The organism is Bradyrhizobium sp. Ken64, assembly GCF_055807555.1.
In genome coordinates this window covers 87,113-111,210 of the sequence record NZ_JBVVPA010000011.1, presented here as the reverse complement: position 1 = coordinate 111,210, position 24,098 = coordinate 87,113, and the positions used below count along the sequence as shown (strand labels likewise).

The window sequence follows — 24,098 nt, the reverse complement described above, 5'->3', positions numbered from 1 at the left end:
AGCTGAGCGAGCGCCCGATCGCAGTTCAGCGCGGAATGACGGCGGTGGCTTCGATTTCCACCCGCGCCGCCGTCTCGACGAGGCGGGCGACCTGAACCAGCGCCATCGCTGGATAGTGGGTGCCGAAGATGGCGCGGTAGACCTTACCGAGCTCTTTCAGGTTCGCCAGGTACTCGTCCATGTCGACGACGTACCAAGTCAGGCGCACCAAATGCTCGGGCTGCGCGCCGCCCTCTGCGAGGATCGCGGCGATGTTGCCTAGGGTTTGGCGCACCTGCGCGACAAAACCCTCCGCGAGACGCTCCTCGGCATCCCAGCCGATGACGCCGCCAGTGACGACAATGCGTCCCTCGGCGGCCATGCCGTTGGCATAGCCTTTCGGCACCGGCCAACCGGACGGCTGGAGCACCTGCGCCCTGGCGCGGGTTTCGTCCTCGGCTGCTGTCGGCAGCGCCGCGAGGTGCGGGCCTTTCGGCGTCGTCACAGACAATTCTCTATCCTTCTCATTCCGCCGCGACGCCGGAGGACGTCACCGCGGTCTGCGCCAGTTGCCGCAGGGCAAAGCGCTTTAGTTTGCCGGTCTCGGTCTTCGGGAGTTGCGTCACGAACTCGATCGCGCGCGGATATTTGTATGGCGCGATCTCGCGTTTGACATGCTCCTGCAACGCAGTCACGAACTCGGCGTCCGGCATTACGCCCGGTGCGGCAATGACATAGGCCTTCACGATCATGCCGCGCGCCTCGTCCGGCGCGCCGACGACCCCGCACTCGACGACGGATGGGTGCGTGAGCAGCGCCGCCTCGACGTCCGTGCCTGCGATGTTGTAGCCCGCCGACACGATCATGTCGTCCGAGCGTGACTGGTACCAGAAATAGCCCTCGCTATCCATCAGATAGGTGTCGCCGGTAATGTTCCAGCCGTTCTGGACGTATTTGCGCTGCCGCTCGTCGGCGAGATAACGGCATCCGGTCGGCCCGCGGACGGCGAGCCGTCCCATCGTGCCCGGCGGCAAATCATTGCCGGACTCATCGACGATCTTCGCCTCATATCCTGGCACCGGCTTGCCCGTCGCACCGGGGCGGATTTCGTCCTCGGTCGCGCTGATGAAGATGTGCAGCAGCTCGGTCGAGCCGATGCCGTCCATCAGCTTGATGCCGGTCGCCTTCAGCCAAGCATCGAATGTCGGCTTGGGCAGCGTCTCGCCGGCGGACACGCATTTGCGAAGCGAGGAAATATCGCGGCCCGGAAGCTTGCCAATCATCGCCCGGTACGCGGTCGGCGCGGTGAAACAGACCGTCGTCTTGTACTGCTCGATCGCATTCAGAATGTCGTCGGGCGCCGTCTTCTCCAGAACGACGAAGGAGGCGCCGATGTGCATCGGAAACAGCACACCGCCGAAGCCAAACGTGAAGGCGAGCGGTGCCGAGCCGACGAAGCGATCCTTCTGCTCCGCGCGCAGGATGTTGCGCGCATAGCCATCGCACACCGCCAGCATGTCACGGTGGAAATGCATGGTGCCCTTGGGATCGCCGGTCGTGCCCGACGTGAACGCGATCAGGCAGACGTCGTCGGAGGCAGTATCGACAGCGTTGAACTCGGGACTTGCATCCCCCATCAGCGCCTCGAGCGAGTCGCTGCCGCCGTTACCCCAATAGACTACGCGCTTGAGGCCGGGGGCCGCGGCTTTCGCCTTCTCCATTTCCTCGGCGAGCTTGCCATCGCAGAGCGCGAGCGTGATCTCCGCCTTCTGGATCGGATAAGACAGCTCCTTGGCGCGCAACAGCGGCATGGTCGCTACGACGATGCCTCCGGCCTTGATTACCGCCAGATAGGTCGCGACCATCATCGGATTGATGGCCGAGCGAAGCAGCACGCGCCCGCCGGTGACGAGACCTAGCTTGCCGACCAGCACATTGGCGATGCGGTTCACGAGCGTTTGCAGCTCACGATAGGTGTAGCCGACGGCGGGGCTGATCACGCAGGGAGCGTCGCCATGTCCCTGCTCGACCCAGCGGTCGAGGAAATAGCTGACGCAGTTGAGGCGAGGCGGATATTGCAGTTCCGGTCGCGTGAAGATGAATTCCGGCCAGAGTTCGCGTGGCGGAAGATGCTGCCGCGCGAACGCATCGACATGGGCAGTCGCGGCGTCGTCGTCACGCGAGCCCGAGACTTGAACCTTGGCGGCGTTGGCCATCGCACGCTCCTTTCAGCATGGAAAGCACCCGGCAGCACTAACTCGGAAACATTTTAGGCTTAAAGCAATTTCGCGCAATAGCGGATTTTGGGCATCCCATGCTTTTTCCGGCGGCAAACGGGATTGTGGGTGCCTCAGCCGCGGACCTAGGCCCGGCGGCGAGCGGCCGATTTCTGCGCCGACGCCTTGGTCTTGGCGAGCAGGCGCATCAGCTCGCGCACATCCTTCGGCGTCAGATCGCCGAAGAGATCGGCGATCCAGGTCTCGTGTTCCGCGGCCATTCTGCGAAACTCGGCCCGACCGAGTTTGGTCAGCCGGATCACCTGGACGCGGCGGTCCGTCTCCGACGTGCGGCGGTCGAGATGACCGGATTCCACGAGGCGCTCGACGAGGCCAGTGACGTTGCCGTTCGACACCATCATGCGCTTGGAGACGTCGGACAGCGTCATGCCGTCCGGCGCCTTGTCGAGCTGCGCCATCAGATCGAAGCGAGGCAATGTGACGTCGAAGCGGTACCGCAGCCGGCCACGGACCTCGCCCTCGATCAGGGTCGCGCAGGTCAAGAGGCGCAGCCACAGCCGAAGCTCTTCGGCGTGATCCTCCGGCGTTTCGACGGCCTTGGTCTCGGAATCGAGCATGTTGATGCAGTCACTCTCGGCCGGCATGGGCGCCCGGCACGGAATCCCAACGTTTTGAGCTTCAAATAAATCGAAGCCGGCTGCAAGCCTAAAGCCTCACCAATCGACCGCATGCCGATTTCTTTAGGCTTCAAATAATTGGCGCGCCGCTTGCATGCGCCGCTGCCCGCAGATGACGACGCCTTGAGCTCGCTTGCCGCGGCAGCAATCATCGGCATAAACTTGGATTGGAGTAGCGGCTTGCAGCGCAAGTCCTGTTGTCACGGGGGACAGATCATGAAGACGCAAATGACGTTGGCCGCAGCCGCCTTGCTGCTTGGCACCGCGGTGAGTCCTTCCCTCGCCCAGGAGAAAATCAAGCTGGGTTTGATCGTGACCCTCTCGGGACCCGCCGCCGCGCTCGGCCAACAGGTTCGCGACGGCTTTGCGCTCGGGGTCAAGGATCTCGGCGGCAAGATGGGCGGCCGCGATGTCGAGGTCGTCGTGGTCGACGACGAGTTGAAGCCGGACGCAGCGGTCACCAAGGTCAAGGGCCTTCTGGAGCGTGACAAGGTCGACTTCGTGGTCGGCCCGATCTTCTCCAACATCCTCCAGGCGATCCACCGGCCGGTCACGGAATCGAAAACCTTCCTGATCAGCCCCAATGCCGGCCCGTCCACTTTTGCCGGCAAGGACTGCAACCCGTTCTTCTATGTGACCTCGTATCAGAACGATCAGGTGCACGAAATTCTCGGCAAGGTCGCGCAGGATCGCGGCTACAAGCGCATGTATTTGATGGTGCCGAACTATCAGGCCGGCAAGGACTCGGTCGCCGGCTTCAAGCTCGACTACAAGGGCGAGATCGTCGAAGAATCCTACATGCCGCTCAACACGCTGGACTTCCAGCCGGAGCTTTCCAAGATTTCATCGCAGAAGCCTGATGCGCTCTTCACGTTCATGCCCGGCGGCCTCGGGGTCAATTTCGTCAAGCAATACCGGCAGGCTGGCCTCGCCGACAGCATTCCGGTGCTCTCGGCTTTCACGGTGGATGAATCGACCTTGCCGGCGCAGCAGGACGCGGCGGTCGGCATGTTCGGCGGCGCGAACTGGGCGCCCAATCTCGACAATCCCCAGAACAAGAAGTTCGTCGCCGCCTACGAGGCCGCCTATAACGGCGTGCCCGGCACCTACGCCTTCCAGGCGTATGATGCCGCGATGCTGATCGACAGCGCCGTCAAGGCCGTGAAGGGCGACCTCTCCAATAAGGACGCGGTCGCAGCCGCTCTGAAAAAGGCCGACTTCACCTCACTGCGCGGCGCCTTCAAGTTCAACACCAATGGTTATCCGATCCAGAATTTCTACCTGACCAAGGTCGCCAAGCGCGCGGACGGCAAGTTCCAGACCGAGATCGTCCAGAAAGTCTTCGAGAATTACGGCGACCGCTACGCCAAGGACTGCAAAGCGGCGAACTAGGCCGCACGTCGCGTCGAGGGAGGATCACAATGAAGAGCGAAATCACCGGCATTACACGGGCCAATGAGGGGATCCAGGGCATCTCCTGGAATATCCTCGGCCAGACCTATGTGCCGAAGAGCAACACGGAGCACAGCTTCTCCTGGCATGCGACGCTGCCGCCGGGCACGTTCGTGCCGCCGCACATCCATCCCGACCAGGATGAATATCTCTACATGCTGGAGGGCAAGCTCGATTTCATGCTCGGCAATTCCGAGTCGCAGGCGACCGCGGGCGACCTGATCCGGCTCGGCATGGGCGTTCCGCACGGCATCTTCAACAAATCGGAGCAGACCGCGAAGGTGCTGTTCTGGGTGTCACCGACCCGCAAGCTGTTTGACCTGTTCTGGGGCCTTCACAACATGAAGGAACAGAAGCCCGAGGACGTGGTGGCGATGGCGGCCGAGTTCAACATTCATTTCCTGCCGCCGCCTCCCGGCGGCTAGATTCAAGCCCGCACCGCCGCAAGTCCCGGCACTGCGGCGAATCCGGCCTTGGTGGCATAGCCGCGCACGATCGCCTCGCGCTGGGAATAGCTCAGCACGTTGTCGACATTATCGAAACCGTCGGGCGCGAGCTGCTCGACGGCGTCGATGACGCCCTCGGGACCGCCACGCCTGTTGGAGCGGACGATGTCCGCGGTCATGGGCAGGCGCTTCTTCTCGTATTCAAGCAATGCCTGGCGCGGATGCTCGGCGCGCACCAGCGCGTCAGCGAGGCAGCGCGCATCGAGGATGGCCTGCGAGGCGCCATTGGAGCCAACCGGATACATCGGATGGGCGGCATCGCCGAGCAACGTGACCCTGCCCGACGACCAATAGGGCAACGGATCGCGGTCGCAGGTCGGATATTCGTAGAACTCCGGCGTGGCCGAGATCAGGCTCTTCACGTCGACGTAAGGCACCGAAAAGCGCGCCACATGCGGCATCAGCTCCTCGCGACGGCCCGGCCGCGACCAGTCTTCCTTGCGCGGAGGCGGGGCATTGCCCTCGCCGACCTTCACCAACACCGCCCAGTTGGTGAGACGGCTCGCCGGGCTCGACCCCTCCGCAATGGGATAGATCACCACCTTGGCGTTGAGGCCGCCGGCGACGATCATCGACTTGCCGGTGAGGAATAGCGGCCAATCCCGCGCACCGCGCCACAGCATCAGGCCGTTCCAGCACGGCGGCCCCTCGCTCGGGAACAGCGTGTCACGGACCCGCGAATGGATGCCGTCGGCACCAATCAGGATATCGCCGCGCGCGGTATGGATGTGCGCGCCTGAGCGGTCGAAGAAGTAAGCGGTGACGCCGCCCTCGTCCTGCGTGAAAGCACCGAGGCGGCAGCCGGTGTGGATGGCCTCCGGCCCGAGCCGCTGCTCGACAGCCCGATGGATGACGCCCTGAAGGCGGCCGCGGTGGATTGAGAATTGCGGCACATCGTGGCCGGCGTCGATGCCGCGGGCCTCGCGCCAGACTTCCTGGCCGTGACGGTTGAGGTAATAGAGCTGGTCGGTGCGGATCGCGACATCGTCAAGCTGCTGGAGCAGACCGAGGCCCGCCAGCTCGCGCATGGCATGCGGCAGCGTGTTGATCCCGACGCCAAGCTCGCGGATGGTGTCGGACTGCTCGAAAATCTCGCAAGCGAGGCCCCGCGAGCGCAGCATCAATGCGGTGGTGAGACCACCGATACCGCCACCGACGATAATCGCCTTCATCGCCCTCACTCCACTCGGTACACACCAGGCAATACGGCCAAATTCGCACGGGCGGTCACTCGGCCGCAAGCGGCTTTGTCGCCTCCGCCTTGAGCTCGGCCCGGGTCTTGGGCTTAGCCTTAATTCTCAGCTCCTCGAGATCCTGCCGGTCGCGCACGCTGTTGCGGAAAATCTGATCTTTTCCGGGAAGATATTGCGGCGGGCAGAATGCGTTGTCCGCCCCGTACCAGGCCGCCGCCCTCATGGTGAAGAAGGGATCGACCAGATGCGGCCGCCCGAGCGCAACGAGGTCCGCGCGGCCGGCAGCCAGGATGGTGTTGGCCTGGTCCGCCGTCGTGATGTTGCCGACGCACATCGTGGCCACGCGCGCCTCATTGCGGACCTGGTCGGAGAACGGGGTCTGGAACATGCGCCCATAGATCGGCTGCGCATCGCGCACGGTCTGCCCGGTCGAGACGTCGACGAGGTCGACGCCGGCTTCGGCAAAAGCGCGCGCGATCGCCACCGCGTCGTCGCCGCCGATGCCACCCTCGGCCCAGTCGGTCGCGGAAATGCGCACTGACATCGGCTTGTGCGACGGCCATACGGCCCGCAGCGCCTCGAAGATCTCGAGCGGGAAGCGCAGGCGATTTTCGAGCGAGCCGCCATACTCATCCGTGCGGGTGTTCGTCAGCGGCGAGATGAAGCTCGCAAGCAGATAGCCGTGGGCGCAGTGCAGTTCGAGCATGTCGAAGCCGCAGCGTTCGCCGCGCTCGGCCGCCGCGACGAAAGCGTCCCTCACTGCGTTCATGCCGGCGCGATCGAGCTCGCGCGGAACCTCGCTGTCGGGGAAATAGGGCAGCGGCGACGCCGAGAACACCTCCCAACCGCCCTCCTCGAGCGGACGATCCATGCCGTCCCACATTAGCTTGGTCGCACCCTTGCGCCCGGCGTGCCCCAGTTGCAGGCAGATTTTTGCGGCTGAATTGGCATGGACGAAATCCACGATGCGCCGCCAGGACGACTCCTGCTCATCATTCCACAGTCCTGCGCAGCCGGGCGTGATGCGGGCGTCGCGGGCAACGCAGGTCATCTCCGTGAAGATCAGGCCGGCACCGCCGATCGCGCGCGATCCATAATGCACAAGGTGGAAATCGGTAGGCACGCCCTCCTTCGCCGAATACATGCACATCGGCGACACCACTGCGCGATTGGCGATCTCCATCTCGCGCAGCCGGAAGGGCTGGAACAGCGGCACCATCGGCTTCTCGGTGTCGACGTCGAAACCGCTGTCACGAACACGCTTGGCAAACGATCTTTCGACCTCCGCCACGAAGTCGGGGGCGCGGAGTTTCAGATTGTCATAGGTGATCGCCTTCGAGCGCGTCATCACGCCAAAGGCGAACTGCACGGGATCGAAATCCCAGAATCGATCGACATGCTCGAACCAGACCAGCGAGACGTCAGCGGCGTGCTGCGTCTTCTCGACCTCCTCACGCCGTCCGTGCTCATAGACGTCCAGCGCCGCCTTGATGCTGGGCGCCTTCTCCATGGCGTCAGCCAGCGCGATCGCGTCTTCCATCGCGAGCTTGGTGCCCGAGCCGATCGAGAAATGCGCGCTCGCCTTGGCGTCGCCCAGCAGAACCATGCTGTCCTTGACCCAGCGCTTGCTGCGGATCATCGGGAAGTTGCGCCACGTCGAGCGGTTGGTGAGCAATTGGTGCCCATCGAGGAACCAGCCGAAGATCTCGGCCATCCGCGCAGCGGACTGGGTCTCGCTCAGCCCTGTCAGTCCGGCGCGTTCAAACGTCTCCGGATCGGTCTCGAAAATCCAGGTCGAGTGCCCGGCTTCATATTGATAGGCATGGGCGATGAACGGCCCCCACTCCGTCTCCTGGAAGATGAAGGTGAAGGCATCCAGCGGCCTGGTCGAGCCCATCCAGGCGAATTTGTTGGCACGGAGGTCGACTTCCGGCGCGAAATGATCGACGTATTTGTCGCGGAAGCGGCTGTTGATGCCGTCCGCGACCAGGATGAGATCGGCGTCGGCGAAGCGGGATTCGTCCTCGACGTCCGCCTCGAAATTCAGGACAACGCCCAGTTCGCACGCGCGCGCCTGGAGGATCAGGAGCAGCTTCTGCCGCGAGCAGCCACAAAAGCCGTTGCCGCCGACCCGATGGACCGTTCCGCGGAAGTGCACGGCGATGTCATCCCAGTAGGCGAATTCCTGGGTGATGCGGCGATAGCTCGGAAGGTCGTGCTTCTCGAAATTATCGAGTGTGGCGTCCGAGAACACCACGCCGAAGCCGAAGGTGTCGTCGGCGCGGTTGCGCTCGTAGACCGCGATCTCGGCGCTCGGTCGCTGCTTCTTCAGCAGGATTGCAGCGTAGAGACCCGCAGGTCCGCCACCGATGATCGCGACTTTCATGGGAGCCTCGCCAATTCAACCCGCCGAAACTATTTTAAGCCTAAAATAATTTCGCGCAAGTCCCCATTGCGGCGGGCTGGCGGCAAAGCCCGGCTTAGTCGCCCCTGAAGACCGGCTTGACCTTGTTGGCAAAGGCCTCGAAGGCCCGTTCGAAATCGGCCGTCGTCATGCAGAGCGCCTGAGCAACGGCTTCCGCCTCGATCGCCTCCTCCACCGACATCGCCCATTCCATGGCCAGCATCCGCTTGGTCATGGTGTTGGCGAAGGTCGGTCCCTCCGCGATCTGCTTGGCGAGCACTTGTGCCTGGGGCAGCACCTGCTCCGGCGTGACGAGGCGGCTGAAGAAGCCCCAGCGCTCGCCCTCCTCCGCGGTCATGAACCGGCCGGTATAGAGCAACTCGGAAGCGCGGGACTGTCCGATGATCCGCGGCAGGATCGCGCAGGCGCCCATGTCACAACCGGCAAGGCCGACCTTGTTGAAGAGGAATGCGACCTTGGCCCCGCTCGCAGCAAGCCGCATGTCCGACGCCATGGCGATGATTGCGCCCGCGCCGGCGCAGATGCCTTCGACCGCGGCAACGATCGGCTGGGGGCATGCCCGCATCGCCTTGACGAGGTCGCCGGTCATCCGCGTAAACGCCGTCAGCCCCTTGGTGTCCATCTTCACGAGCGGACCGATGATCTCGAACACATCGCCGCCGGACGAGAAATTGGCACCAGCGCCGGTCACGACGATGCACTTGACCGCATCGTCGAACGCGCAGGCGCGAAAGAAATCGGTGAGTTCGCGATAGCTCTCGAAGGTCAACGGATTCTTCCGTTCGGGACGATTGAGCGTGACTGTCGCGACACCGTCGACCACGGCCAGCAGGAAGTGCTGCGGCGAATAGTGCGCAAGCGGTAAGGTCACGGGATTGGCTGGTCTGCTCATACGATCTCCTTGGCTTCCTTGTTCCGCGCCTTAGCCATGCGCTAAATCTCACCACCGGCAACAGCGATGGCCTGCCCGGTGATCGCGCCGGCGCCCTCGCCGCACAACCAGAGCACGGCATCCGCGACCTCCCGAGGAGAGATCAATCGGCCTTGCGGATTATGTTTCGCGAGCTCGGCAATGGCCTGCTCGCGGCTGCGCCCCGTCTTTTTCATGATGTTCTCGATGCTGCCGGCGACCAGATCTGTGTCGGTGAAACCGGGACACACCGCGTTGACGGTCACTTTGCTGCCAGCCGTCTCGAGTGCAAGCGAACGCACGAGACCAATCACGGCGTGCTTGGCGGCAGTGTACGCGCTCACGTAAGCATAGCCCTTGAGCCCCGCCGTCGACGCGATCGCGACGATACGGCCATAGGGACGATCCTTCATCCCCGGAAGCACGGCGCTGACAGCATGGACCACGCCCATGAAATTGACGTCCATCATGCGCGCAAACAAGGCACTGTCGGATTTGGAGAACGGTGCGGACTCGGCACTTCCCGCGTTGGCGATCAGAATATCGATCGGCTGCCGCGCACTCGCTTGAGCGATGGCGACTTTCAATGAGGTTTCGTCCGAAACGTCGGCGACGGCCGCAAAATGCGCTGCCCCTACGCTAACAGCCTCTTCAAGCGTCGCAGGGTTCCGCCCAAGGACGGTCACCGTGGCACCGGCCTCGACGAGCGCTGCTGCGATGGCGCGACCGATGCCGCGACCGCCACCGGTCACCAGCGCGTGCGGCGAATGCGGTAATCCGGACATGCGCTGGCTTCCTTGCATTCTGCTGATCGCTCTCTCGATATATTTTAACCTTCAAACTTTTGCAAACAAAGCTCGACGCGACTCCGCGAACGGCCGCACGCCGGCCCGAAAATTGCTTTAAGTATAAAATTATCTCTTCCCATCCCTCACAGGCCTGTTAGCATCGAAGGGCCGAGCAAAAGGATGTCGCGTGTCGCAGCCTGCGCCAATGATAACAAAGGACGGCCGCTTCGCCTATGAAGCCGCGGGCGATCCGGGCGGGACACCTCTGATTTTCCTGCATGGCATCGGCGGGGCGGCACGGGCCTGGCGGCAGCAGCTTGCCACATTCGGCGGCCGCTTCCACGCGATTGCATGGGACATGCCCGGCTATGGTGGGTCGGCACCGCTCGCCAGCGTCAGCATCGCTGCCCTGGCGGATGCGCTTCAGCAATTCATCGAGCAGCTTGGTGCGAGCAGGCCGATTCTGGTCGGCCATTCCATCGGCGGCATGATCGTCCAGAAATGGCTGGTGCAATCCCCAAAACTGGCGCGCGCGGTCGTGCTGGCGCAGACCAGCCCCGCCTTCGGCAAGGCCGACGGTGATTGGCAGAAATCGTTTATCGCCGCACGGCTCGGGCCGCTCGATCGCGGTGAAACGATGAAGTCGCTGGCGCCCTCTTTGGTGAAGGAACTCGTGGGCGACGATCCTGATCCCAGGGGAATGGAGGTTGCACGCGAGTGCATGGCAAGCGTGCCCGAGGCGAGCTATCGCGCCATGATGCTGGCCTTGATTGGCTTCGACCAACGCAGCACCCTCAAGGACATTTCCATCCCGACGCTGCTGCTGTCCGGCTCCAAGGACAACAACGCGCCAGCGCCGATGATGGCGAAGACGGCGACCTACATTCCCTCCGCGGAATATGTCGAACTCGACTCTGTCGGCCATCTCGCCAACCTCGAACGTCCGGATGCCTTTGACGAGGCCCTCGGCCGCTTCCTGAATTCCGTCGCGACCAGAACGTAGGTGACTGCGCAATGACCATGCAAGTCAGCAACACCATCGGCGCGACTGACAAGGTCGCGTTGGATGCACCGATCTTCGATCCCGTCGCGTTCCGACTGAGCGACGAACAGGCCGGCATCATCGCGCGGGCGCGCGAGATCGGCCAGAGCGTGTTCGCCGGCCGCGCCGCGACTTACGATCGCGAGGCGATCTTCCCGTCCGAGAATTATCGCGACCTGCATCGCGTCGGCTTGCTCGGCATTGCCGTGCCCAAGAAGCACGGTGGGCTCGGGGCGAATTATCAAACTTACGCACTCGCGGCAGCCGAAATCGGCCGCTATTGCGGTGCGACTGCGCTCACCTGGAACATGCATGTGTGCTCGACGCTGTGGTCGGGCCCCCTCGCCGACGATCTCGACATGGATGCAGAGACCCGCGCCGAGCACGAGCGGCGACGTGCAGTCCACTACAAGCGCATCGTCGAGGACGGCGCGATCTATTCGCAGCCTTTCTCGGAGGGCGGTGCGGCGGCAGCAGGCGGCGTCGCTTTCGGCACGGAAGCAAGGCCGGTCGAGGGCGGCTGGATCGTCAACGGCAAGAAGATCTTTGCATCACTCTCCGGCCATGCGGACTATTACGGCGTGCTCTGCACCGAGATCGAGAAAGGTGAGAAGGCTTCGCGCCGCAATACGCTTTACCTCGCCATCCCTGCAAAATCGGAGGGCGTTTCGGTCGTCGGCGACTGGGATCCGCTGGGCATGCGCGGAACGGTCTCGCGCACGCTGCTGTTCAAGGACGTGTTCGTGCCGGCAGATTCGGCGCTGATGCCGCGGGGCGTCTATTTCCAGGCCGCGATGCGCTGGCCGCACATGTTCCTGACCCTGTCGCCGACCTATATGGGCCTTGCGCAAGCCGCCTATGACTTCACCGTGCGATATCTGCGCGGCGAAGTACCGGGCATGCCGCCGGTCAAGCGCAGGATGTATCCGACCAAGCAGATTGCGGTCGCGCAGATGCAGATCAAGCTCGAGCAGATCAAGGCGATCTGGTTCCAGGCCGTCACCGAAGCGCGCGCCAATCCGAGCAAGGAGCAGGTGCTTCGCGCTTATGCCGCACAATATTCGGTGATGGAGGGTGCCAATGAGCTCGCCGCGCTCGCGATCCGCACCTGCGGCGGACAGGCCATGCTGCGCTCGTTGCCGCTGGAGCGGATCTATCGCGACAGCCGCTGCGGCTCGCTGATGTTGCCCTGGACAGCCGAGCTCTGCCTCGACCGGATCGGGCGCGAGGCGCTGTACGAGGCCGGCGAAACGGACGACTGACGGTGGACCTCTGTAGTCTGATCGATCGTAACGCGGCGTTCGCGCCAGACAAGACAGCCATCGCCTTCGAAGGCGAGCGGTTGAGCTATGCAGCGTTCGCTGCACGCATCGAGCGGACGGCGGCAACATTGAAGCAGGAGCTCGGCGTAGGCCGGGGCGACCGCGTTGCGATCCTCAGCCTGAACCGGCCGGACTATCTGGTTCTGCTCTATGCCTGCGCGCGGCTCGGCGCGATGCTGGTGCCTCTAAACTGGCGGCTGGCTATCGCCGAGCAGCTTTTCATCCTCACCGATGCCGGCGCCAAGGTCCTGGTGCTCGAGCAGGCATTTGAGGGGGTACTTGCCGAGCTCCAGGGGACTGCAATTGTCGGGCTCGATTTCGAGCCGCCCCGCGGCACGAGGTTCGAAAACCTGTTGGCTCGCAGTGAGGGCAACGGCCGCAACCCGCACACCGATCTCTCCTGTCCGCTCCTCATTGTCTACACATCAGGAACGACCGGACGGCCCAAAGGCGCGGTGCTGCGCCAGGAGGCGCTGTTCTGGAACGGAGTCATGAGCCAGCACATGCACAACATGACGTCCGATGACCATGTGCTGACGCTGCTGCCGTTCTTCCACGTCGGTGGCCTCAACATCCAGACCACGGCGGCGCTCCAGCTGGGCGCGACGGTCACGGTTCACGCACGCTTCACGCCGGACGCCGCGCTTGCAGCGATCGAACGGGATCGGCCGACCTTGACCGTGATGGTGCCAGCCATCATCCAGGCCGTAAGCGACCATCCCGCCTGGGCTACGACAGACCTTTCGTCACTCAAAGCCGTCGCGACCGGCTCGACCATCGTGCCGCCACATCTGATCGACCGCTTCGTGGCGCGCGGCGTGCCCGTGCTTCAGGTCTACGGCTCGACGGAAACATGCCCCATTGCAGTCTACACCCGGCTTGGTGGGGATCTCTCGCGCGCGGGATCGACCGGACTTGCCGGCCTGTGCTGCGAAGCGAAAGTGATCGATCAGGCCGGCAACGAGGTGCCGGCGGGTGCGCCGGGCGAGATCGCGGTGCGCGGGCCCAACGTGTTCTTCGAATATTGGGGCAATGCGGACGCCACGCGCGATGCGCTGCACGACGGCTGGTATCGCACCGGCGATATCGGCCTGTGCGATGCGGACGGCTATTTCTGGGTGCGCGACCGCAAGAAGAACATGATCATTTCCGGCGGCGAGAATGTCTACCCGGCGGAGGTCGAGCGCGTCCTGCTCGAACATCCGGATGTCAGCGAATGCGCGGTGATCGGCCGGCCCGATCCACGCTGGGACGAGGTGCCCATCGCCTACGTGATCCGGCGGTCCGGCGCTCGACTGGAAGCAGACGTGTTGAAAGTGCATCTCCAGGCCCAACTCGCCCGCTACAAGGTTCCGCGCGACATCGTTTTCGTCACCGACCTGCCGCGCACGGCGCTCGGCAAGGTCCAGCATTTCCTGCTGAAGCAGCTTGATGCGCAATCGCGCGCGCAAGGAGAAGCATCTTGAAGATTGCGGTTCTGGGTGGGGGAAACGGCTCTTTCGCGGCCGCGGGCGATTTTGCGCTGTCGGGACATGAGGTCCGGCTCTGGCGCCGCGACGCGGATCAGGTCGCAGCCCATCGCGCCGCCGGCTCGCGCGTCCTGGTGAAGGATCATAACGGCGGTCACGACGTCAAGCTCGCGCTGGTCACGGCCGGCATCGCCGAAGCCGTCAACGGCGCAGAGCTGATCCTGTGCCCCGCCCCCGCTTTCGCGCAGCCTGATATTGCGCGCCTGCTTGCTCCACATCTGCGGGAGGGACAGGTCGTGTTTCTGCCACCGGCCACGTTCGGCTCGATGATCTTCGCCCAGGCTGCGCGGGATGCCGGCAACCACGCCAAGGCGTGCTTTGCTGAAACGGGGACCTTGCCCTGGCTGACCCGCAAGCACGGCCCGTTCGAGGTCGCGATCACCATCCGCGCCAAGCGACTGCCGGTCGGCGTTTTCCCGCTCGATCAGGCGCCGCGTGCACTTGAGGTGATTGGACAGGCTTTCCCCGGCGCAATCGAGCCGTGCGGAGATGCTCTCTCCGGTGCGCTAATGAACGCAGGCCCGATTATCCATCCGCCCCTGATCATTATGAATGCAGGCCCGATCGACCATTTCGAGAAGTGGGACATTCACAAGGAAGGAACGCAAGCCGCGATTCGCCGGGTCACCGACGCGCTCGACGGCGAACGGATTGCCGTGCGTGAGGCGCTCGGATATGGCGCACCGCATTTTCCGCTCGCCCATCATTACGCCAGGGAAGGCGAGATCTGGATGTACGGCCGCGGCTCGCATGACCGGCTGACCGATTCCGGCGACTGGCGCGAGCGGATCGTGCTGACCGAGCACCGCTACATGAGAGAAGATTTGCGGCTTGGGTTATCGCTGCTGGTCTCCGTCGCCGGCCTGGCAGGCGTTGCTACGCCATTGGCCAAAGCATTCCTGGCCATCGGGGGCGCAATCTGCGGCGAGGATTTTGCGCAAGGCGGCCGAACCCTCGATACGCTGGGGCTCGGCAATCTCGGCAAGGCCGCTTTGCAGACGCTTCTTCGCGGGGGATTTTGACCGATGACCAGCCGAGCCACCATCGCTTGTCTCGGAGCCGGCCGCATGGGGCGCGGCATCGCCGTCGCGTTTGCCTACGCGGGGCATACGGTCACGATGATCGACATCAAGGCCCGTTCTGTGGAGGATTTCGCCAGGCTGGAGGCGGATGCAGTCGGCGAAGTCAGGAAGACCTTTGCCAGCCTGTCGAAGCTCGGGCTACTGGCCGAGGCGGATGTCGACCCGCTCGTTGCACGGGTCTCGGTGGTGCCGGCCGGCCAGAGCGATGTGGCACTATCCGATGCGGGAATAGTCTTCGAGGGAGTCCCCGAAGTCGTCGAGCTCAAGCGGGAGGTGCTGGGGGCGGCCTCAAAACAGGTCGGCCCCGATACGATCATCGCATCGACGACCTCGACCATCCTCGTCGACGACCTCTCGGGCGCGATCGTGAATCCTCGCCGCTTCCTCAATGTGCACTGGCTTAATCCGGCCTATCTGATCCCGCTGGTGGAAGTTTCGCCCGGTAAGGCCACCGATCCCGCTGTCATCGACGAGGTCAAGGCGCTGCTCGAAGGCATCGGCAAGGTGCCGGTGGTCTGCGCGGCGACACCAGGCTTCATCGTCCCGCGCATCCAGGCGCTGGCGATGAACGAGGCCGCGCGCATGGTCGAGGAAGGCGTCGCCAGCGCAGAAGACATCGACAAGGCGATCCGCTACGGCTTCGGCTTCCGTTACGCCGTGCTTGGGCTGCTCGAATTCATCGACTGGGGCGGCGGTGACATCCTCTATTACGCGAGCCGTTATCTCGAAGGCGCACTCGGCAGCGACCGCTATCGCGCGCCGGAGGTCATTTCGCGGAACATGCACGAAGGCCGGATCGGCCTGCGCACAGGCGCAGGCTTTCTCGATTATTCCGGTCTCGACATCGACGCCTATCGGGCAAAACGGCTTCAGGCCATGGTCGACCTGCTCCGTCACTTCGACCTGGCTCGCCCGCCTGTGCTCGATCGGAACTAGCCGAAGACGTCCTGCAGCACCCCTTCACGCACAACCGCGACTCCGTCGAGCTCGATCGTCGTTCCCATCATCGGCAGATCGAAATGGCCCGCCGTGTAACGGCCGGCGAATTCGTTGGCACCGGTCGAGAACAGGAAGTTGCCGGAGACGGCACGAATTTCCGTGCCGTTGGTGTCGCGCTGGTCGTACATCGACAGCGCCTCGTAGCGCGCGCCCGGATTCATGCCGAAACCGACATGCGATACCGCATAGGCTTCCCGATCGCCCCAGGCGGCAAGATAGGCACGCATCATTGCGGCATCCGTGCCCTCGCCATCCAGTTCGACCACATAATCGTCCTTCAGCGTCATCTTGACCGGCGATGTCAGGTAACGCTTGAAGGTCAGGTTGATGTCGCCGGGCGCCATCACGAGCGTGCCATTGATCGTTCCGCTCTTGGGGAAGCTGACGACGATGCCGCCGGGCCAATGCGCCAGCGTACCGGGTTTGTCGGTCCACCCCCACACGCCGACCGTGGATGCGCCAACCATATCGACGTCGAGCGCCGTGCCGGCCTTTGACGTCACCCGCATCCGCTTGGTCCCGCGCAGCATCTTTGCCGCCGCACGGACCCGCTTCTCGAGCGCGGGATCCGGCACCATCCGCTCCAGCGCCTCGGGATGCTCGTTGGAGATCACCAGGATGCGCGCGCCGGCTTTGAGGATCTCTGGCGTTTCCACCGCGTGCATCAGGCCCTCGATGGTGCAATCCACCACAAAGCCAGCCAGTTGAAGCGCGGTGATCACCGGACCAAGCCGCTGGATCGCCTCGCTTGCCCCTGTCGAGCGAACCGGAACGATATTCCGGTTACGCGGGGTCGGCATGACCACGTGAAACGGTCGCGCGCCCATCCGCAGCAGCGCGAGCTCCGCCAGGTGAACATTCAATGCACGTGACTGGGTTTCCGAGAGGATCGCCGCGGTATCGCCGGCCTTGACGGCGCATCGCTCAAAAATCTCGCAAAATGCGTCGATCCATTTTGCCTCGATGCGATCAGCCAGCATGGTCTACTCCCGGTCTTCTGGTTTCTTCTTCGTCAGTTCATGCGTCGGGGAAACCCCGCAGCAGATACGCGCGCACTGCCCCGAGCAGGCCATTCAGGATCAGGCCTAGCAGCGAGATCGTGATCAGCGGAACGAACATATCGACCGCCTGAAAAGTCCGGGCCGCCGTGACGAGGACATGTCCGAGCCCGTCGCTCGACGTTATCATCTCGGCCAGAAACACCACGATGCAGGAAATGACAAGGCCGATCCGGCAACCGGTCAGGATCGACGGCATCGCCGCCGGCAGCACCACCTTGAACAGGATCTCATAGCGCGGCGTTCCCGCCGCCATAGCAGACCAGATCAGCTTCTGCTCCACCGTTGACGCACCATAGTAAGTAGAGAGCAAAATGGGAAAGAGTGCATCCGCCGCCACCAGCGTGATCTTCGACCCGTGACCGAAGCCGAGCAGCAGCAGCAATGCTGGATAGAGCGCGACCTTGGGCAAGGGCGCGAGTACGCGAACGATCGGCCGGACCACGGCGTTGATAGCCGGATTGGCGGCGGCGGCGATGCCGATGCTGACACCGAGCACGACCGCAATCGCGAAGCCGGCAAACAGCCGGATCAGGGTCGCCGCGATCTCCTGCTGGAACGTCCATGTCACGAGCTGCTGCAGCAACCTGCTGAAGACGTATCCCGGTGGCGGCAGCAAGACCGCAGGCGCAAAGCCAAATGATACGAGGCCTTGCCACAGCGCGATCACCAACACGATCGGCGCGAGCCCGAGCATGATGCTGCTGGAGCGAAGCTGCGGCATCATGAGAAGCTCAGCGGCAAATCGAACTGAGGCTCAGACCAGCGCACCAACCTTGCGCGGACCCGCTCGAATATCGCATCGAGGCAAATTCCCATCGCTCCCACGATGATGATCATCGCAAAGACGGTGTCGTATTGGCCCATGTCGAGGGCATTGAACAGGATATTGCCGGCGCCGGACTGACGCGCGATCATCTCGCTGGTGATCATCGTGATCAGCGCCAGCACGAGTCCAGTGCGGCAACCGGTCAGAATTTCCGGCAGCGCCGCCGGCAGTACGATCCGGACCAGCCGTTGCGCAGGCGAAAGCCCCATCGCGGCGCCCGACCACAGCATCTTCTCTTCCACCGCCCTGGCGCCCTCGAAGCTGTGATAGATCACGGGCAGGCTGACGCCGAGAAAGATCACCAGCGTCTTCGTGATGTCGCCGACGCCCAGCCACAGCATGATGATCGGCATCAAGGCTGCCTTCGGCACCGGGTAGATTACCATCAGGAGCGGATTGAAGAAGGCCGCGACGGCCCGGCTGCGGCCCATCAACAGGCCGAGTGGGATCGAAACCGATACCGCTATGCTAAATCCGATCGCCATGCGGCGGAGCGAGGCCAGGATGTTGATCAGCGACTCCTTGTCTCCGAGGATGTCCGGGATTGCACGGATTGCCTCGATCGCTGTCGGGAAGCTGTCGTTCTTCAGCGCGAGCGACGCAACCTGCCATGCCGCCAGAAGCCCGATGCAGGCAAACACCGGCGCGGCACGCCTGCCCACGGCCGTCAGCGATGTCATGACGGCGATCCTGTCTCTTCGACCTCGTCGAACATGCGCTCGATGTCGACGACGTATTTCTGGTACCGTGGATCGAGCAGCAGCTCGCTGCGGCGGCGCGGCCGTGGCAGATCGATGTCGATGACCTCGCGGATCCGGCCGGGCGATTTCGACATCATCACGACCTTGTCTGAGAGGAAAACCGCTTCGTCGACCGAATGAGTCACGAACAGCACCGTCTTGCGATCACGCTCCCAGATATTCAGCAGATCGTTCTGCAGGCGCGTTCGCGTGTGTGCATCGAGCGCGCCGAACGGCTCGTCCATCAACAGAACCTCAGGATGGTAAGCCAGCGTCCGAGCCAGCGCCACGCGTTGCTTCATGCCGCCGGACAGCTCCTTGGGATAGAAGTTCTCGTAGCCCTTGAGCCCGACCATTTCGATCAGGGCCCGGCTCTGTGCTTCCGCCTCGGTGGTGCGCACGCCCTGCTGGCGAAGGCCGTACATCACATTGCCCAGCACGGTCTTCCACGGAAACAACGCGAATTCCTGGAATACCGGACCGCGATCCGGCCCTGGTCCCGTGATCGTCCGTCCCCTGATCTTCGCTGAACCGCTGGTCGGGTTGACGAAGCCGCCGACGACGTAAAGCAGCGTGGACTTGCCGCAGCCGGACGGACCAAGGATGGAGACGAAGGCTCCCTCCTCGATCGAGAGGGAGATGTCCGATAGCGCCACATGGTCCTTGCGCGCCGAGGTCTGAAATACCTGCGAGACGCTCTCGATCTCGATGATTGCAGAAGCCGGTTTTTGCGGCGTCACCGGTCTCACCCATCCGCTCGATCTCGAAGGCACTACCTTCATCCCGTCTCACTTCATTCGCGCGAACCCAGCGCAACACGCTCGCTGAACATCCTCCGCCAGCGACGCAAGCTTAGCAAGAAACTTGCCAGACCAGTGGCTGTTTCCGGCAGGTTCGTCGCGTCATCCGAACCAGGGCCATTCTGCGGGCCCCTCATGTGTGACGGCCCCGCCCGGTGCCTGGCCAACCAATCGCGCATATTTCGCGAGGGCACCGGCACGGTGACGAGGCGGACGCGGCTTCCAATCCTGTCGGCGAGCAGTGAGTTCCTGCTCGTCGACCAGCATATCCATCCGCCGATTTGCGGCATCAATCCGGATCCTGTCGCCATCGCGAACCAGCGCCAGCGGACCGCCAACGAAGGCCTCGGGAGACACATAGCCGATGCACATTCCGCGGGTGGCGCCGGAGAACCGTCCATCCGTGATCAGGGCGACCTTCTCGCCCATGCCCTGTCCGTAGATCAGCGCGGTGACGCCGAGCATCTCGCGCATGCCGGGGCCGCCCACCGGCCCCTCGTTGCGGATCACGAGAACCTCGCCCGCCTGATAAGTGCGATCACGAACCGCCACGACGCAGGCCTCCTCGTCTTCGAAAACGCGCGCCACGCCTTCGAAGAACTGGCTCTTCAGGCCCGCAACCTTGATGACCGCGCCGTCGGGACAGAGGTTTCCCTTCAGCACCGCGACGCCGCCATCTGGCATGATCGGCGCGCCAGCCCTGTAAACGACCTCTCCGTCAGGTGCGTTGGCGGTGCCATATTCTTCGGCGATTGTACGGCCCGTGACGGACAGGCAGCTGCCATCAATATGCCCGCTCTGAATCAGCTCCCGGATCACCACGGCGGCGCCACCGATATCATAGACATCCTTTGCCGTATATTTGCCTCCCGGCCGCAGATTTCCGATCAACGGCGTCCTGGCAAAAACCTCGCCGACATCGTCGATCGTGAATGCGATCCCGGCCTCGTTCGCGATCGCCGGCAGATGCAGCGCAGCATTGGTCGAACCGCCCGTGGCAGCCACGATTGCCGCACCGTTTTCCAGGGATTTCCGCGTCACGATGTCGCGCGGCAAAGGCCCGCCGCGCTCCAGCACCGCCATGATGAGGCGCCCGGCCCGCCTGGATATCTGCGCGCGTTCGGCATAGACACCCGGCACCATCGACACGTTGGGAATGGTAAGGCCCATCGCTTCAGACACCATCCCCATGGTGTTCGCGGTGAACTGCCCGGCGCACGCGCCGATGGTCGGCAGGCAAGCCCGCTCGATCCGCTCGAGCGTGGCACCGTCGATCTCTCCCGTCATGAAGCTGCCGACAGCCTCGTAGGAGTCGAGCACGGTCAGGGTCCGCCCATCGACGCGGCCCGGCAGCGCGCTGCCGCCATAGATGAAAATGGCTGGCACGTTACACCGGACCATGCCCATCATCACGCCGGGAAGCGTCTTGTCGCATCCGCCGTAACCGATCAGCGCATCGTAGGCGAGCCCATGGACGACGGCTTCGATCGAGTCGGCAATCAGCTCCCGCGAAAACAGGGAGAACTTCATCCCCTCGTGATTCATGCTGATACCGTCGGAAACCGATACGGTCGAAAACTCGCGGGGCGTGCCGCCGGCCTCTTCGATCCCGGTCTTGGCCGCTGCGACCTGGAAGTCGTGCGTCATGTTGCAGGGCGTCTGTTCGCCCTTCATGCTGACGACGCCGACCATCGGCTTGGCAATCGCGGCGTCGTCGAGCCCCATGGCGCGCATGAACGCGCGGTGCGGAGCCCGGTCGAGACCATCCGTCGTGATCCGAGATCGGAGCTTCTTCATACGTGCGTCTTCTTCATGCAACGTCCCGGATCATTCTGGACGCCGCGACCTTCTCGCTCGCTTCATTCGACCGACCGCCTATTGCAGCGGAGCGACAATCGTCGAATGCTTGAATTGCGCGACATCCAATTTTGGCAGCATCCCGGTCTCCGCGTAGATGTCCAGCATCTTCTGGATCGCGGGGAAATTCGGTGCCGCGCCCGGATCGCGGCCAAAATCGTTGTCCTTGAGCAGATAGGTCTCGAGAACCGGAATAGGTGCCTTCAGGACTTCGTTGACGACCTTCAACGTCTCTTCGCGGTTCGCCAGCGCTTTCTTCATGCCAGAGGTAATGTCACGCACGTAAGCCTTGACCAGTTCAGGGTTCTTGTCGACGAAATCGGCACGGCAGGCTTCCAGGATGTGCACGATGTTCGGCATCGCCTGCGACAGCGAGAACAGTTTGCGCGTGCCGCCCTTTGCCTCCGCGCGTGCGGCAAACGGCTGGTTCATGTTGACCGCATCGACGCGGCCCTGCCGCAACGCATCTTCGGAGACGGCAAAGCCCACCTCGACCAGCTTGATGTCCTTGGCCGGATCGATGCCATTCTGCTTCAGCAACAGATTGAACGGGCCCTGGGTGCCGCCGCCGATCACGGAGATCCCGACCGTCTTGCCCTTGAGATCGGCGATCGTCTTGATCGGGGAGTCGTCCATGACAGCCCAGTAGACCGAGAAACCACCGGCCTTCTCGAAGACGTGCTGCGCCACGATGTAGGCCTTGAGGTTGCCGCCAACCACGCCGTTGGCGAGCGACAGCGGCGCCTGCGTCGCGCAATCCAGCGCGCCCGCCGCCAACGCCTGCGTCATCGGAGCGGTGCCCTGAAACTGGGTCCATTCGATGTTGTAGGCCTTGCCGATATTGGGAAACTCAGCCGGGCGGCGCATCATCCAGTATTTGGATTCCTCGGCCGGAATGGTCCAGCCGACGCGAATTGTCTGCTGCGCCCATGACGAGCCCGCGCTCGCGCTCACGGCCGCTGCCGCCCCCAAAACCAGGATCCACTTCGAAACGGTTCGCATCATGCCCACTCCGCTGCCCAGGCGCCGACCGGCGCCATCCAACCCGACCGCGGCAAATGTTTCATGGTTCAAACAATCAAGCAAGCCATGCAGGCCGGGCGGTTTCGTCGTGGGATACGCCATGTATGGTAGCGCAGCGTCGCGCGGCGCAGATGGAGGCAACCTATGGCTGAGGCAAGCAAGACAAACCCGCAACGCGCCGAGCGGCTCGGCTATCTCGGCCTTGGACTGATGGGGACACCGATGAGCCGGCGCCTGCTCAACGCCGGCCATCAGGTCACAGTCTGGAACCGTTCGGAAGGGAAGATGGCCGCACTCGTCGACGCCGGTGCCAGGCGCGCAGCCACCCCCCGCGACTTGATGGAGAGTTCGGACATCGTCTTCATGTGCGTGACGGATGCGGCTGCCGTGGAAGAGGTGATCTTCGGGCCCGCGAGCATCTCAACCGCGGCTGGCGCGGGCAAGCTCGTGGTCGACTTCTCGTCGATCCATCCTGATGCCGCACGGGACCTTGCAACGCGATTGTTGGCAGCGAATGGCGCGGGCTGGATCGATGCGCCGGTGTCCGGTGGTACCAAGGGCGCCGAGGAAGGCACGCTTGCCATCATGGCCGGCGGAAAAGCCAGCGACATCGAGCGGGTCCGCCCCTACGTGCTGGCCATGGCACGCAGGTTTACCCATATGGGCCCGACCGGCGCCGGCCAGTCTACAAAACTATGCAACCAGGTGATCGTCGGATGCGCGATGGTCGTTCTTGCGGAGGCAACACGCCTTGCCGTGAACGCCGGAATCGATGCCAACCGGTTGCCCGAAGCGCTCGCCGGCGGCTTCGCGGACTCCATTCCGTTGCAGCTGTTCGTGCCGCGGATGGTCCAGGGCATTCACTCACCCCCGCTAGGTCACATTGCTACAATGCTCAAGGACCTCGATACGGTCGCCGACGTCGCTCAAACGACGTCGACGCCGGTGCCCATGGCCTCGCTCGCCGGACAACTTTTCAGGCTCGCCAAGGCCGCGCGAGGCGCGGACGCGGATGCGCTCGAAATCTACAAGCTTTCGGCAGGGGCCGCTGAACCGTCGAGCGCGAGCTGAAGCACGCTTGGAGTGACTACTTGCGCTCGTCGTCGGCAAGAAATCGGCCAAACGCACCTCGCGCGAAGAGCAGCGGCTCCTTCGTATTGTAAGTATAGGCCTCGACTGCACCGAGAAAGATCACGTGGTCGCCGCCGTAATAGCGATTGACCGAGCGGCATTGAAAATTGGCAACGCTCTCGGCGAGCACCGGCGCGCCGCCGAGGCCCGGCGCCCAGTCGACACCGGTGAACTTGTCATCAGACGATTTGGCGAATTTGCTTGCAAACGCCTGTTGCGAAACACCAAGAACGTTGACGGTGAAATGACTGGCGTTCTGGAAGATGGTTAGACTAGAGGAATAGACGACGAGGCTCCAAAGAACCAGCGGCGGATTCAGCGAGACCGAGGCGAACGAATTGCACGTCAGGCCATAGGGCTTGCCGTCAGGAGCCGCGGCCGTGATGATCGTCACGCCAGTGGCGTAGGTGCCTAGCGCACTGCGGAAATCACGGGGATCGATCGGCGAGCTGTCGCTCGCGAACTCGTTGGCCGGATCGGGAACGGCCGGCTGCTTCGGCAGATCATTCATCGGCCGGC

General features: G+C 63.3%; 21 protein-coding genes and 1 pseudogene. 8 read left to right on the top strand and 14 right to left on the bottom strand.

Annotated elements, in window-relative coordinates; translation table 11 throughout:
- Positions 1 to 25 precede the first annotated feature (25 nt).
- The 3 genes from AC0L2F_RS19620 to AC0L2F_RS19610 all read right to left on the bottom strand — a co-directional run bounded on the left by AC0L2F_RS19620 (position 26) and on the right by AC0L2F_RS19610 (position 2,860).
- Positions 26 to 484, bottom strand: a complete 459-nt coding sequence (locus AC0L2F_RS19620; RefSeq protein WP_473249596.1) for a RidA family protein — start codon at positions 482 to 484, stop codon at positions 26 to 28.
- 19 nt (positions 485 to 503) lie between these two features.
- Positions 504 to 2,195: a benzoate-CoA ligase family protein gene (locus AC0L2F_RS19615; RefSeq protein ID WP_473249507.1), complete on the bottom strand. Its 1,692-nt coding sequence runs from the start codon at positions 2,193 to 2,195 to the stop codon at positions 504 to 506.
- A gap of 146 nt (positions 2,196 to 2,341) precedes the next feature.
- The gene (locus AC0L2F_RS19610; RefSeq protein WP_473249506.1) at positions 2,342 to 2,860 is read right to left on the bottom strand and encodes a MarR family winged helix-turn-helix transcriptional regulator; all 519 of its coding nucleotides are present in this window, start codon (positions 2,858 to 2,860) and stop codon (positions 2,342 to 2,344) included.
- Positions 2,861 to 3,109: 249 nt separating this feature from the next.
- Here AC0L2F_RS19610 and AC0L2F_RS19605 point away from each other — a divergent pair, with 249 nt between their 5' ends.
- Together AC0L2F_RS19605 and AC0L2F_RS19600 are read left to right on the top strand one after the other, a co-directional pair.
- Positions 3,110 to 4,285 carry an ABC transporter substrate-binding protein gene (locus tag AC0L2F_RS19605; RefSeq protein ID WP_473249505.1) on the top strand — a complete coding sequence of 392 codons (1,176 nt, stop codon included), beginning with the start codon at positions 3,110 to 3,112 and terminating at the stop codon, positions 4,283 to 4,285.
- A gap of 29 nt (positions 4,286 to 4,314) precedes the next feature.
- Entirely contained in the window at positions 4,315 to 4,770 is a 456-nt protein-coding gene (locus AC0L2F_RS19600; protein ID WP_007601580.1) for a cupin domain-containing protein, read from the top strand.
- A 2-nt stretch (positions 4,771 to 4,772) separates the two neighbouring features.
- Here the strand turns inward: AC0L2F_RS19600 and AC0L2F_RS19595 are convergent, their stop codons facing one another.
- The 4 genes from AC0L2F_RS19595 to AC0L2F_RS19580 all read right to left on the bottom strand — a co-directional run bounded on the left by AC0L2F_RS19595 (position 4,773) and on the right by AC0L2F_RS19580 (position 10,164).
- Positions 4,773 to 6,023 (bottom strand): flavin-dependent oxidoreductase, encoded by a 1,251-nt coding sequence (locus AC0L2F_RS19595; protein WP_473249503.1) that lies wholly within the window; start codon positions 6,021 to 6,023, stop codon positions 4,773 to 4,775.
- A 55-nt stretch (positions 6,024 to 6,078) separates the two neighbouring features.
- Positions 6,079 to 8,430, bottom strand: coding sequence for a bifunctional salicylyl-CoA 5-hydroxylase/oxidoreductase (locus AC0L2F_RS19590; RefSeq protein ID WP_473249502.1), 2,352 nt, complete (start codon positions 8,428 to 8,430; stop codon positions 6,079 to 6,081).
- Positions 8,431 to 8,524: 94 nt separating this feature from the next.
- On the bottom strand, positions 8,525 to 9,361 hold the full coding sequence (locus AC0L2F_RS19585) for an enoyl-CoA hydratase family protein (protein ID WP_473249501.1): 837 nt from the start codon (positions 9,359 to 9,361) through the stop codon (positions 8,525 to 8,527).
- 41 nt (positions 9,362 to 9,402) lie between these two features.
- On the bottom strand, positions 9,403 to 10,164 hold the full coding sequence (locus AC0L2F_RS19580) for an SDR family NAD(P)-dependent oxidoreductase (RefSeq protein ID WP_473249499.1): 762 nt from the start codon (positions 10,162 to 10,164) through the stop codon (positions 9,403 to 9,405).
- Between the two features lie 208 nt (positions 10,165 to 10,372).
- Here AC0L2F_RS19580 and AC0L2F_RS19575 point away from each other — a divergent pair, with 208 nt between their 5' ends.
- The 5 genes from AC0L2F_RS19575 to AC0L2F_RS19555 are packed head-to-tail and all read left to right on the top strand — an operon-like array spanning position 10,373 to position 16,078.
- On the top strand, positions 10,373 to 11,170 hold the full coding sequence (locus AC0L2F_RS19575; RefSeq protein WP_473249498.1) for an alpha/beta fold hydrolase: 798 nt from the start codon (positions 10,373 to 10,375) through the stop codon (positions 11,168 to 11,170).
- 11 nt (positions 11,171 to 11,181) lie between these two features.
- Positions 11,182 to 12,471 (top strand): acyl-CoA dehydrogenase family protein, encoded by a 1,290-nt coding sequence (locus tag AC0L2F_RS19570; RefSeq protein WP_473249497.1) that lies wholly within the window; start codon positions 11,182 to 11,184, stop codon positions 12,469 to 12,471.
- Between the two features lie 2 nt (positions 12,472 to 12,473).
- A complete protein-coding gene (locus AC0L2F_RS19565; RefSeq protein WP_473249496.1) occupies positions 12,474 to 13,997 on the top strand; it encodes a class I adenylate-forming enzyme family protein in 1,524 nt (507 codons plus the stop codon).
- Positions 13,994 to 15,082: an NAD/NADP octopine/nopaline dehydrogenase family protein gene (locus AC0L2F_RS19560; protein WP_473249495.1), complete on the top strand. Its 1,089-nt coding sequence runs from the start codon at positions 13,994 to 13,996 to the stop codon at positions 15,080 to 15,082. Before AC0L2F_RS19565 ends, AC0L2F_RS19560 begins: the two co-directional genes overlap by 4 nt.
- A 3-nt stretch (positions 15,083 to 15,085) precedes the next feature.
- Positions 15,086 to 16,078 carry a 3-hydroxybutyryl-CoA dehydrogenase gene (locus AC0L2F_RS19555; RefSeq protein ID WP_473249494.1) on the top strand — a complete coding sequence of 331 codons (993 nt, stop codon included), beginning with the start codon at positions 15,086 to 15,088 and terminating at the stop codon, positions 16,076 to 16,078.
- On the opposite strand, the gene AC0L2F_RS19550 is transcribed toward AC0L2F_RS19555, so the two are convergent.
- The 6 genes from AC0L2F_RS19550 to AC0L2F_RS19525 all read right to left on the bottom strand — a co-directional run bounded on the left by AC0L2F_RS19550 (position 16,075) and on the right by AC0L2F_RS19525 (position 22,427).
- Positions 16,075 to 17,121: a 2,5-dihydroxypyridine 5,6-dioxygenase NicX family protein gene (locus AC0L2F_RS19550; RefSeq protein ID WP_063995528.1), complete on the bottom strand. Its 1,047-nt coding sequence runs from the start codon at positions 17,119 to 17,121 to the stop codon at positions 16,075 to 16,077. The two genes, AC0L2F_RS19555 and AC0L2F_RS19550, sit on opposite strands and share 4 nt — an antisense overlap.
- Before the next feature lie 37 nt (positions 17,122 to 17,158).
- Complete coding sequence (locus AC0L2F_RS19545; RefSeq protein WP_473249492.1) at positions 17,159 to 17,926, bottom strand: ABC transporter permease; 768 nt, start codon at positions 17,924 to 17,926, stop codon at positions 17,159 to 17,161.
- Entirely contained in the window at positions 17,923 to 18,708 is a 786-nt protein-coding gene (locus AC0L2F_RS19540; protein WP_473249491.1) for an ABC transporter permease, read from the bottom strand. Before AC0L2F_RS19540 ends, AC0L2F_RS19545 begins: the two co-directional genes overlap by 4 nt.
- Positions 18,705 to 19,550 carry an ABC transporter ATP-binding protein gene (locus AC0L2F_RS19535; protein ID WP_473249490.1) on the bottom strand — a complete coding sequence of 282 codons (846 nt, stop codon included), beginning with the start codon at positions 19,548 to 19,550 and terminating at the stop codon, positions 18,705 to 18,707. Before AC0L2F_RS19535 ends, AC0L2F_RS19540 begins: the two co-directional genes overlap by 4 nt.
- Positions 19,551 to 19,670: 120 nt before the next feature.
- Positions 19,671 to 21,365, bottom strand: a complete 1,695-nt coding sequence (gene ilvD / locus AC0L2F_RS19530; RefSeq protein ID WP_473249489.1) for a dihydroxy-acid dehydratase — start codon at positions 21,363 to 21,365, stop codon at positions 19,671 to 19,673.
- Between the two features lie 78 nt (positions 21,366 to 21,443).
- A complete protein-coding gene (locus tag AC0L2F_RS19525; protein ID WP_167552320.1) occupies positions 21,444 to 22,427 on the bottom strand; it encodes an ABC transporter substrate-binding protein in 984 nt (327 codons plus the stop codon).
- Positions 22,428 to 22,577: 150 nt separating this feature from the next.
- Between AC0L2F_RS19525 and AC0L2F_RS19520 the strand changes: the two are divergent.
- Positions 22,578 to 23,519: pseudogene (locus tag AC0L2F_RS19520) on the top strand (NAD(P)-dependent oxidoreductase); the annotation flags it as partial.
- A 16-nt stretch (positions 23,520 to 23,535) separates the two neighbouring features.
- On the opposite strand, the gene AC0L2F_RS19515 reads toward AC0L2F_RS19520, so the two are convergent.
- On the bottom strand, positions 23,536 to 24,090 hold the full coding sequence (locus AC0L2F_RS19515) for a flavin reductase family protein (protein ID WP_473249488.1): 555 nt from the start codon (positions 24,088 to 24,090) through the stop codon (positions 23,536 to 23,538).
- Positions 24,091 to 24,098 lie beyond the last annotated feature (8 nt).

Coding starts and splice junctions, on each gene's coding strand:
- AC0L2F_RS19615 (WP_473249507.1), bottom strand. CDS start 2,195: ATGGCCAACGCCGCCAAGGTTCAAGTCTCGGGCTCGCGTGACGACGAC.
- AC0L2F_RS19610 (WP_473249506.1), bottom strand. CDS start 2,860: ATGCCGGCCGAGAGTGACTGCATCAACATGCTCGATTCCGAGACCAAG.
- AC0L2F_RS19605 (WP_473249505.1), top strand. CDS start 3,110: ATGAAGACGCAAATGACGTTGGCCGCAGCCGCCTTGCTGCTTGGCACC.
- AC0L2F_RS19600 (WP_007601580.1), top strand. CDS start 4,315: ATGAAGAGCGAAATCACCGGCATTACACGGGCCAATGAGGGGATCCAG.
- AC0L2F_RS19595 (WP_473249503.1), bottom strand. CDS start 6,023: ATGAAGGCGATTATCGTCGGTGGCGGTATCGGTGGTCTCACCACCGCA.
- AC0L2F_RS19590 (WP_473249502.1), bottom strand. CDS start 8,430: ATGAAAGTCGCGATCATCGGTGGCGGACCTGCGGGTCTCTACGCTGCA.
- AC0L2F_RS19585 (WP_473249501.1), bottom strand. CDS start 9,361: ATGAGCAGACCAGCCAATCCCGTGACCTTACCGCTTGCGCACTATTCG.
- AC0L2F_RS19580 (WP_473249499.1), bottom strand. CDS start 10,164: ATGTCCGGATTACCGCATTCGCCGCACGCGCTGGTGACCGGTGGCGGT.
- AC0L2F_RS19575 (WP_473249498.1), top strand. CDS start 10,373: ATGATAACAAAGGACGGCCGCTTCGCCTATGAAGCCGCGGGCGATCCG.
- AC0L2F_RS19570 (WP_473249497.1), top strand. CDS start 11,182: ATGACCATGCAAGTCAGCAACACCATCGGCGCGACTGACAAGGTCGCG.
- AC0L2F_RS19555 (WP_473249494.1), top strand. CDS start 15,086: ATGACCAGCCGAGCCACCATCGCTTGTCTCGGAGCCGGCCGCATGGGG.
- AC0L2F_RS19550 (WP_063995528.1), bottom strand. CDS start 17,121: ATGCTGGCTGATCGCATCGAGGCAAAATGGATCGACGCATTTTGCGAG.
- AC0L2F_RS19545 (WP_473249492.1), bottom strand. CDS start 17,926: ATGATGCCGCAGCTTCGCTCCAGCAGCATCATGCTCGGGCTCGCGCCG.
- AC0L2F_RS19540 (WP_473249491.1), bottom strand. CDS start 18,708: ATGACATCGCTGACGGCCGTGGGCAGGCGTGCCGCGCCGGTGTTTGCC.
- AC0L2F_RS19535 (WP_473249490.1), bottom strand. CDS start 19,550: ATGAAGGTAGTGCCTTCGAGATCGAGCGGATGGGTGAGACCGGTGACG.
- ilvD (WP_473249489.1), bottom strand. CDS start 21,365: ATGAAGAAGCTCCGATCTCGGATCACGACGGATGGTCTCGACCGGGCT.
- AC0L2F_RS19525 (WP_167552320.1), bottom strand. CDS start 22,427: ATGCGAACCGTTTCGAAGTGGATCCTGGTTTTGGGGGCGGCAGCGGCC.
- AC0L2F_RS19515 (WP_473249488.1), bottom strand. CDS start 24,090: ATGAATGATCTGCCGAAGCAGCCGGCCGTTCCCGATCCGGCCAACGAG.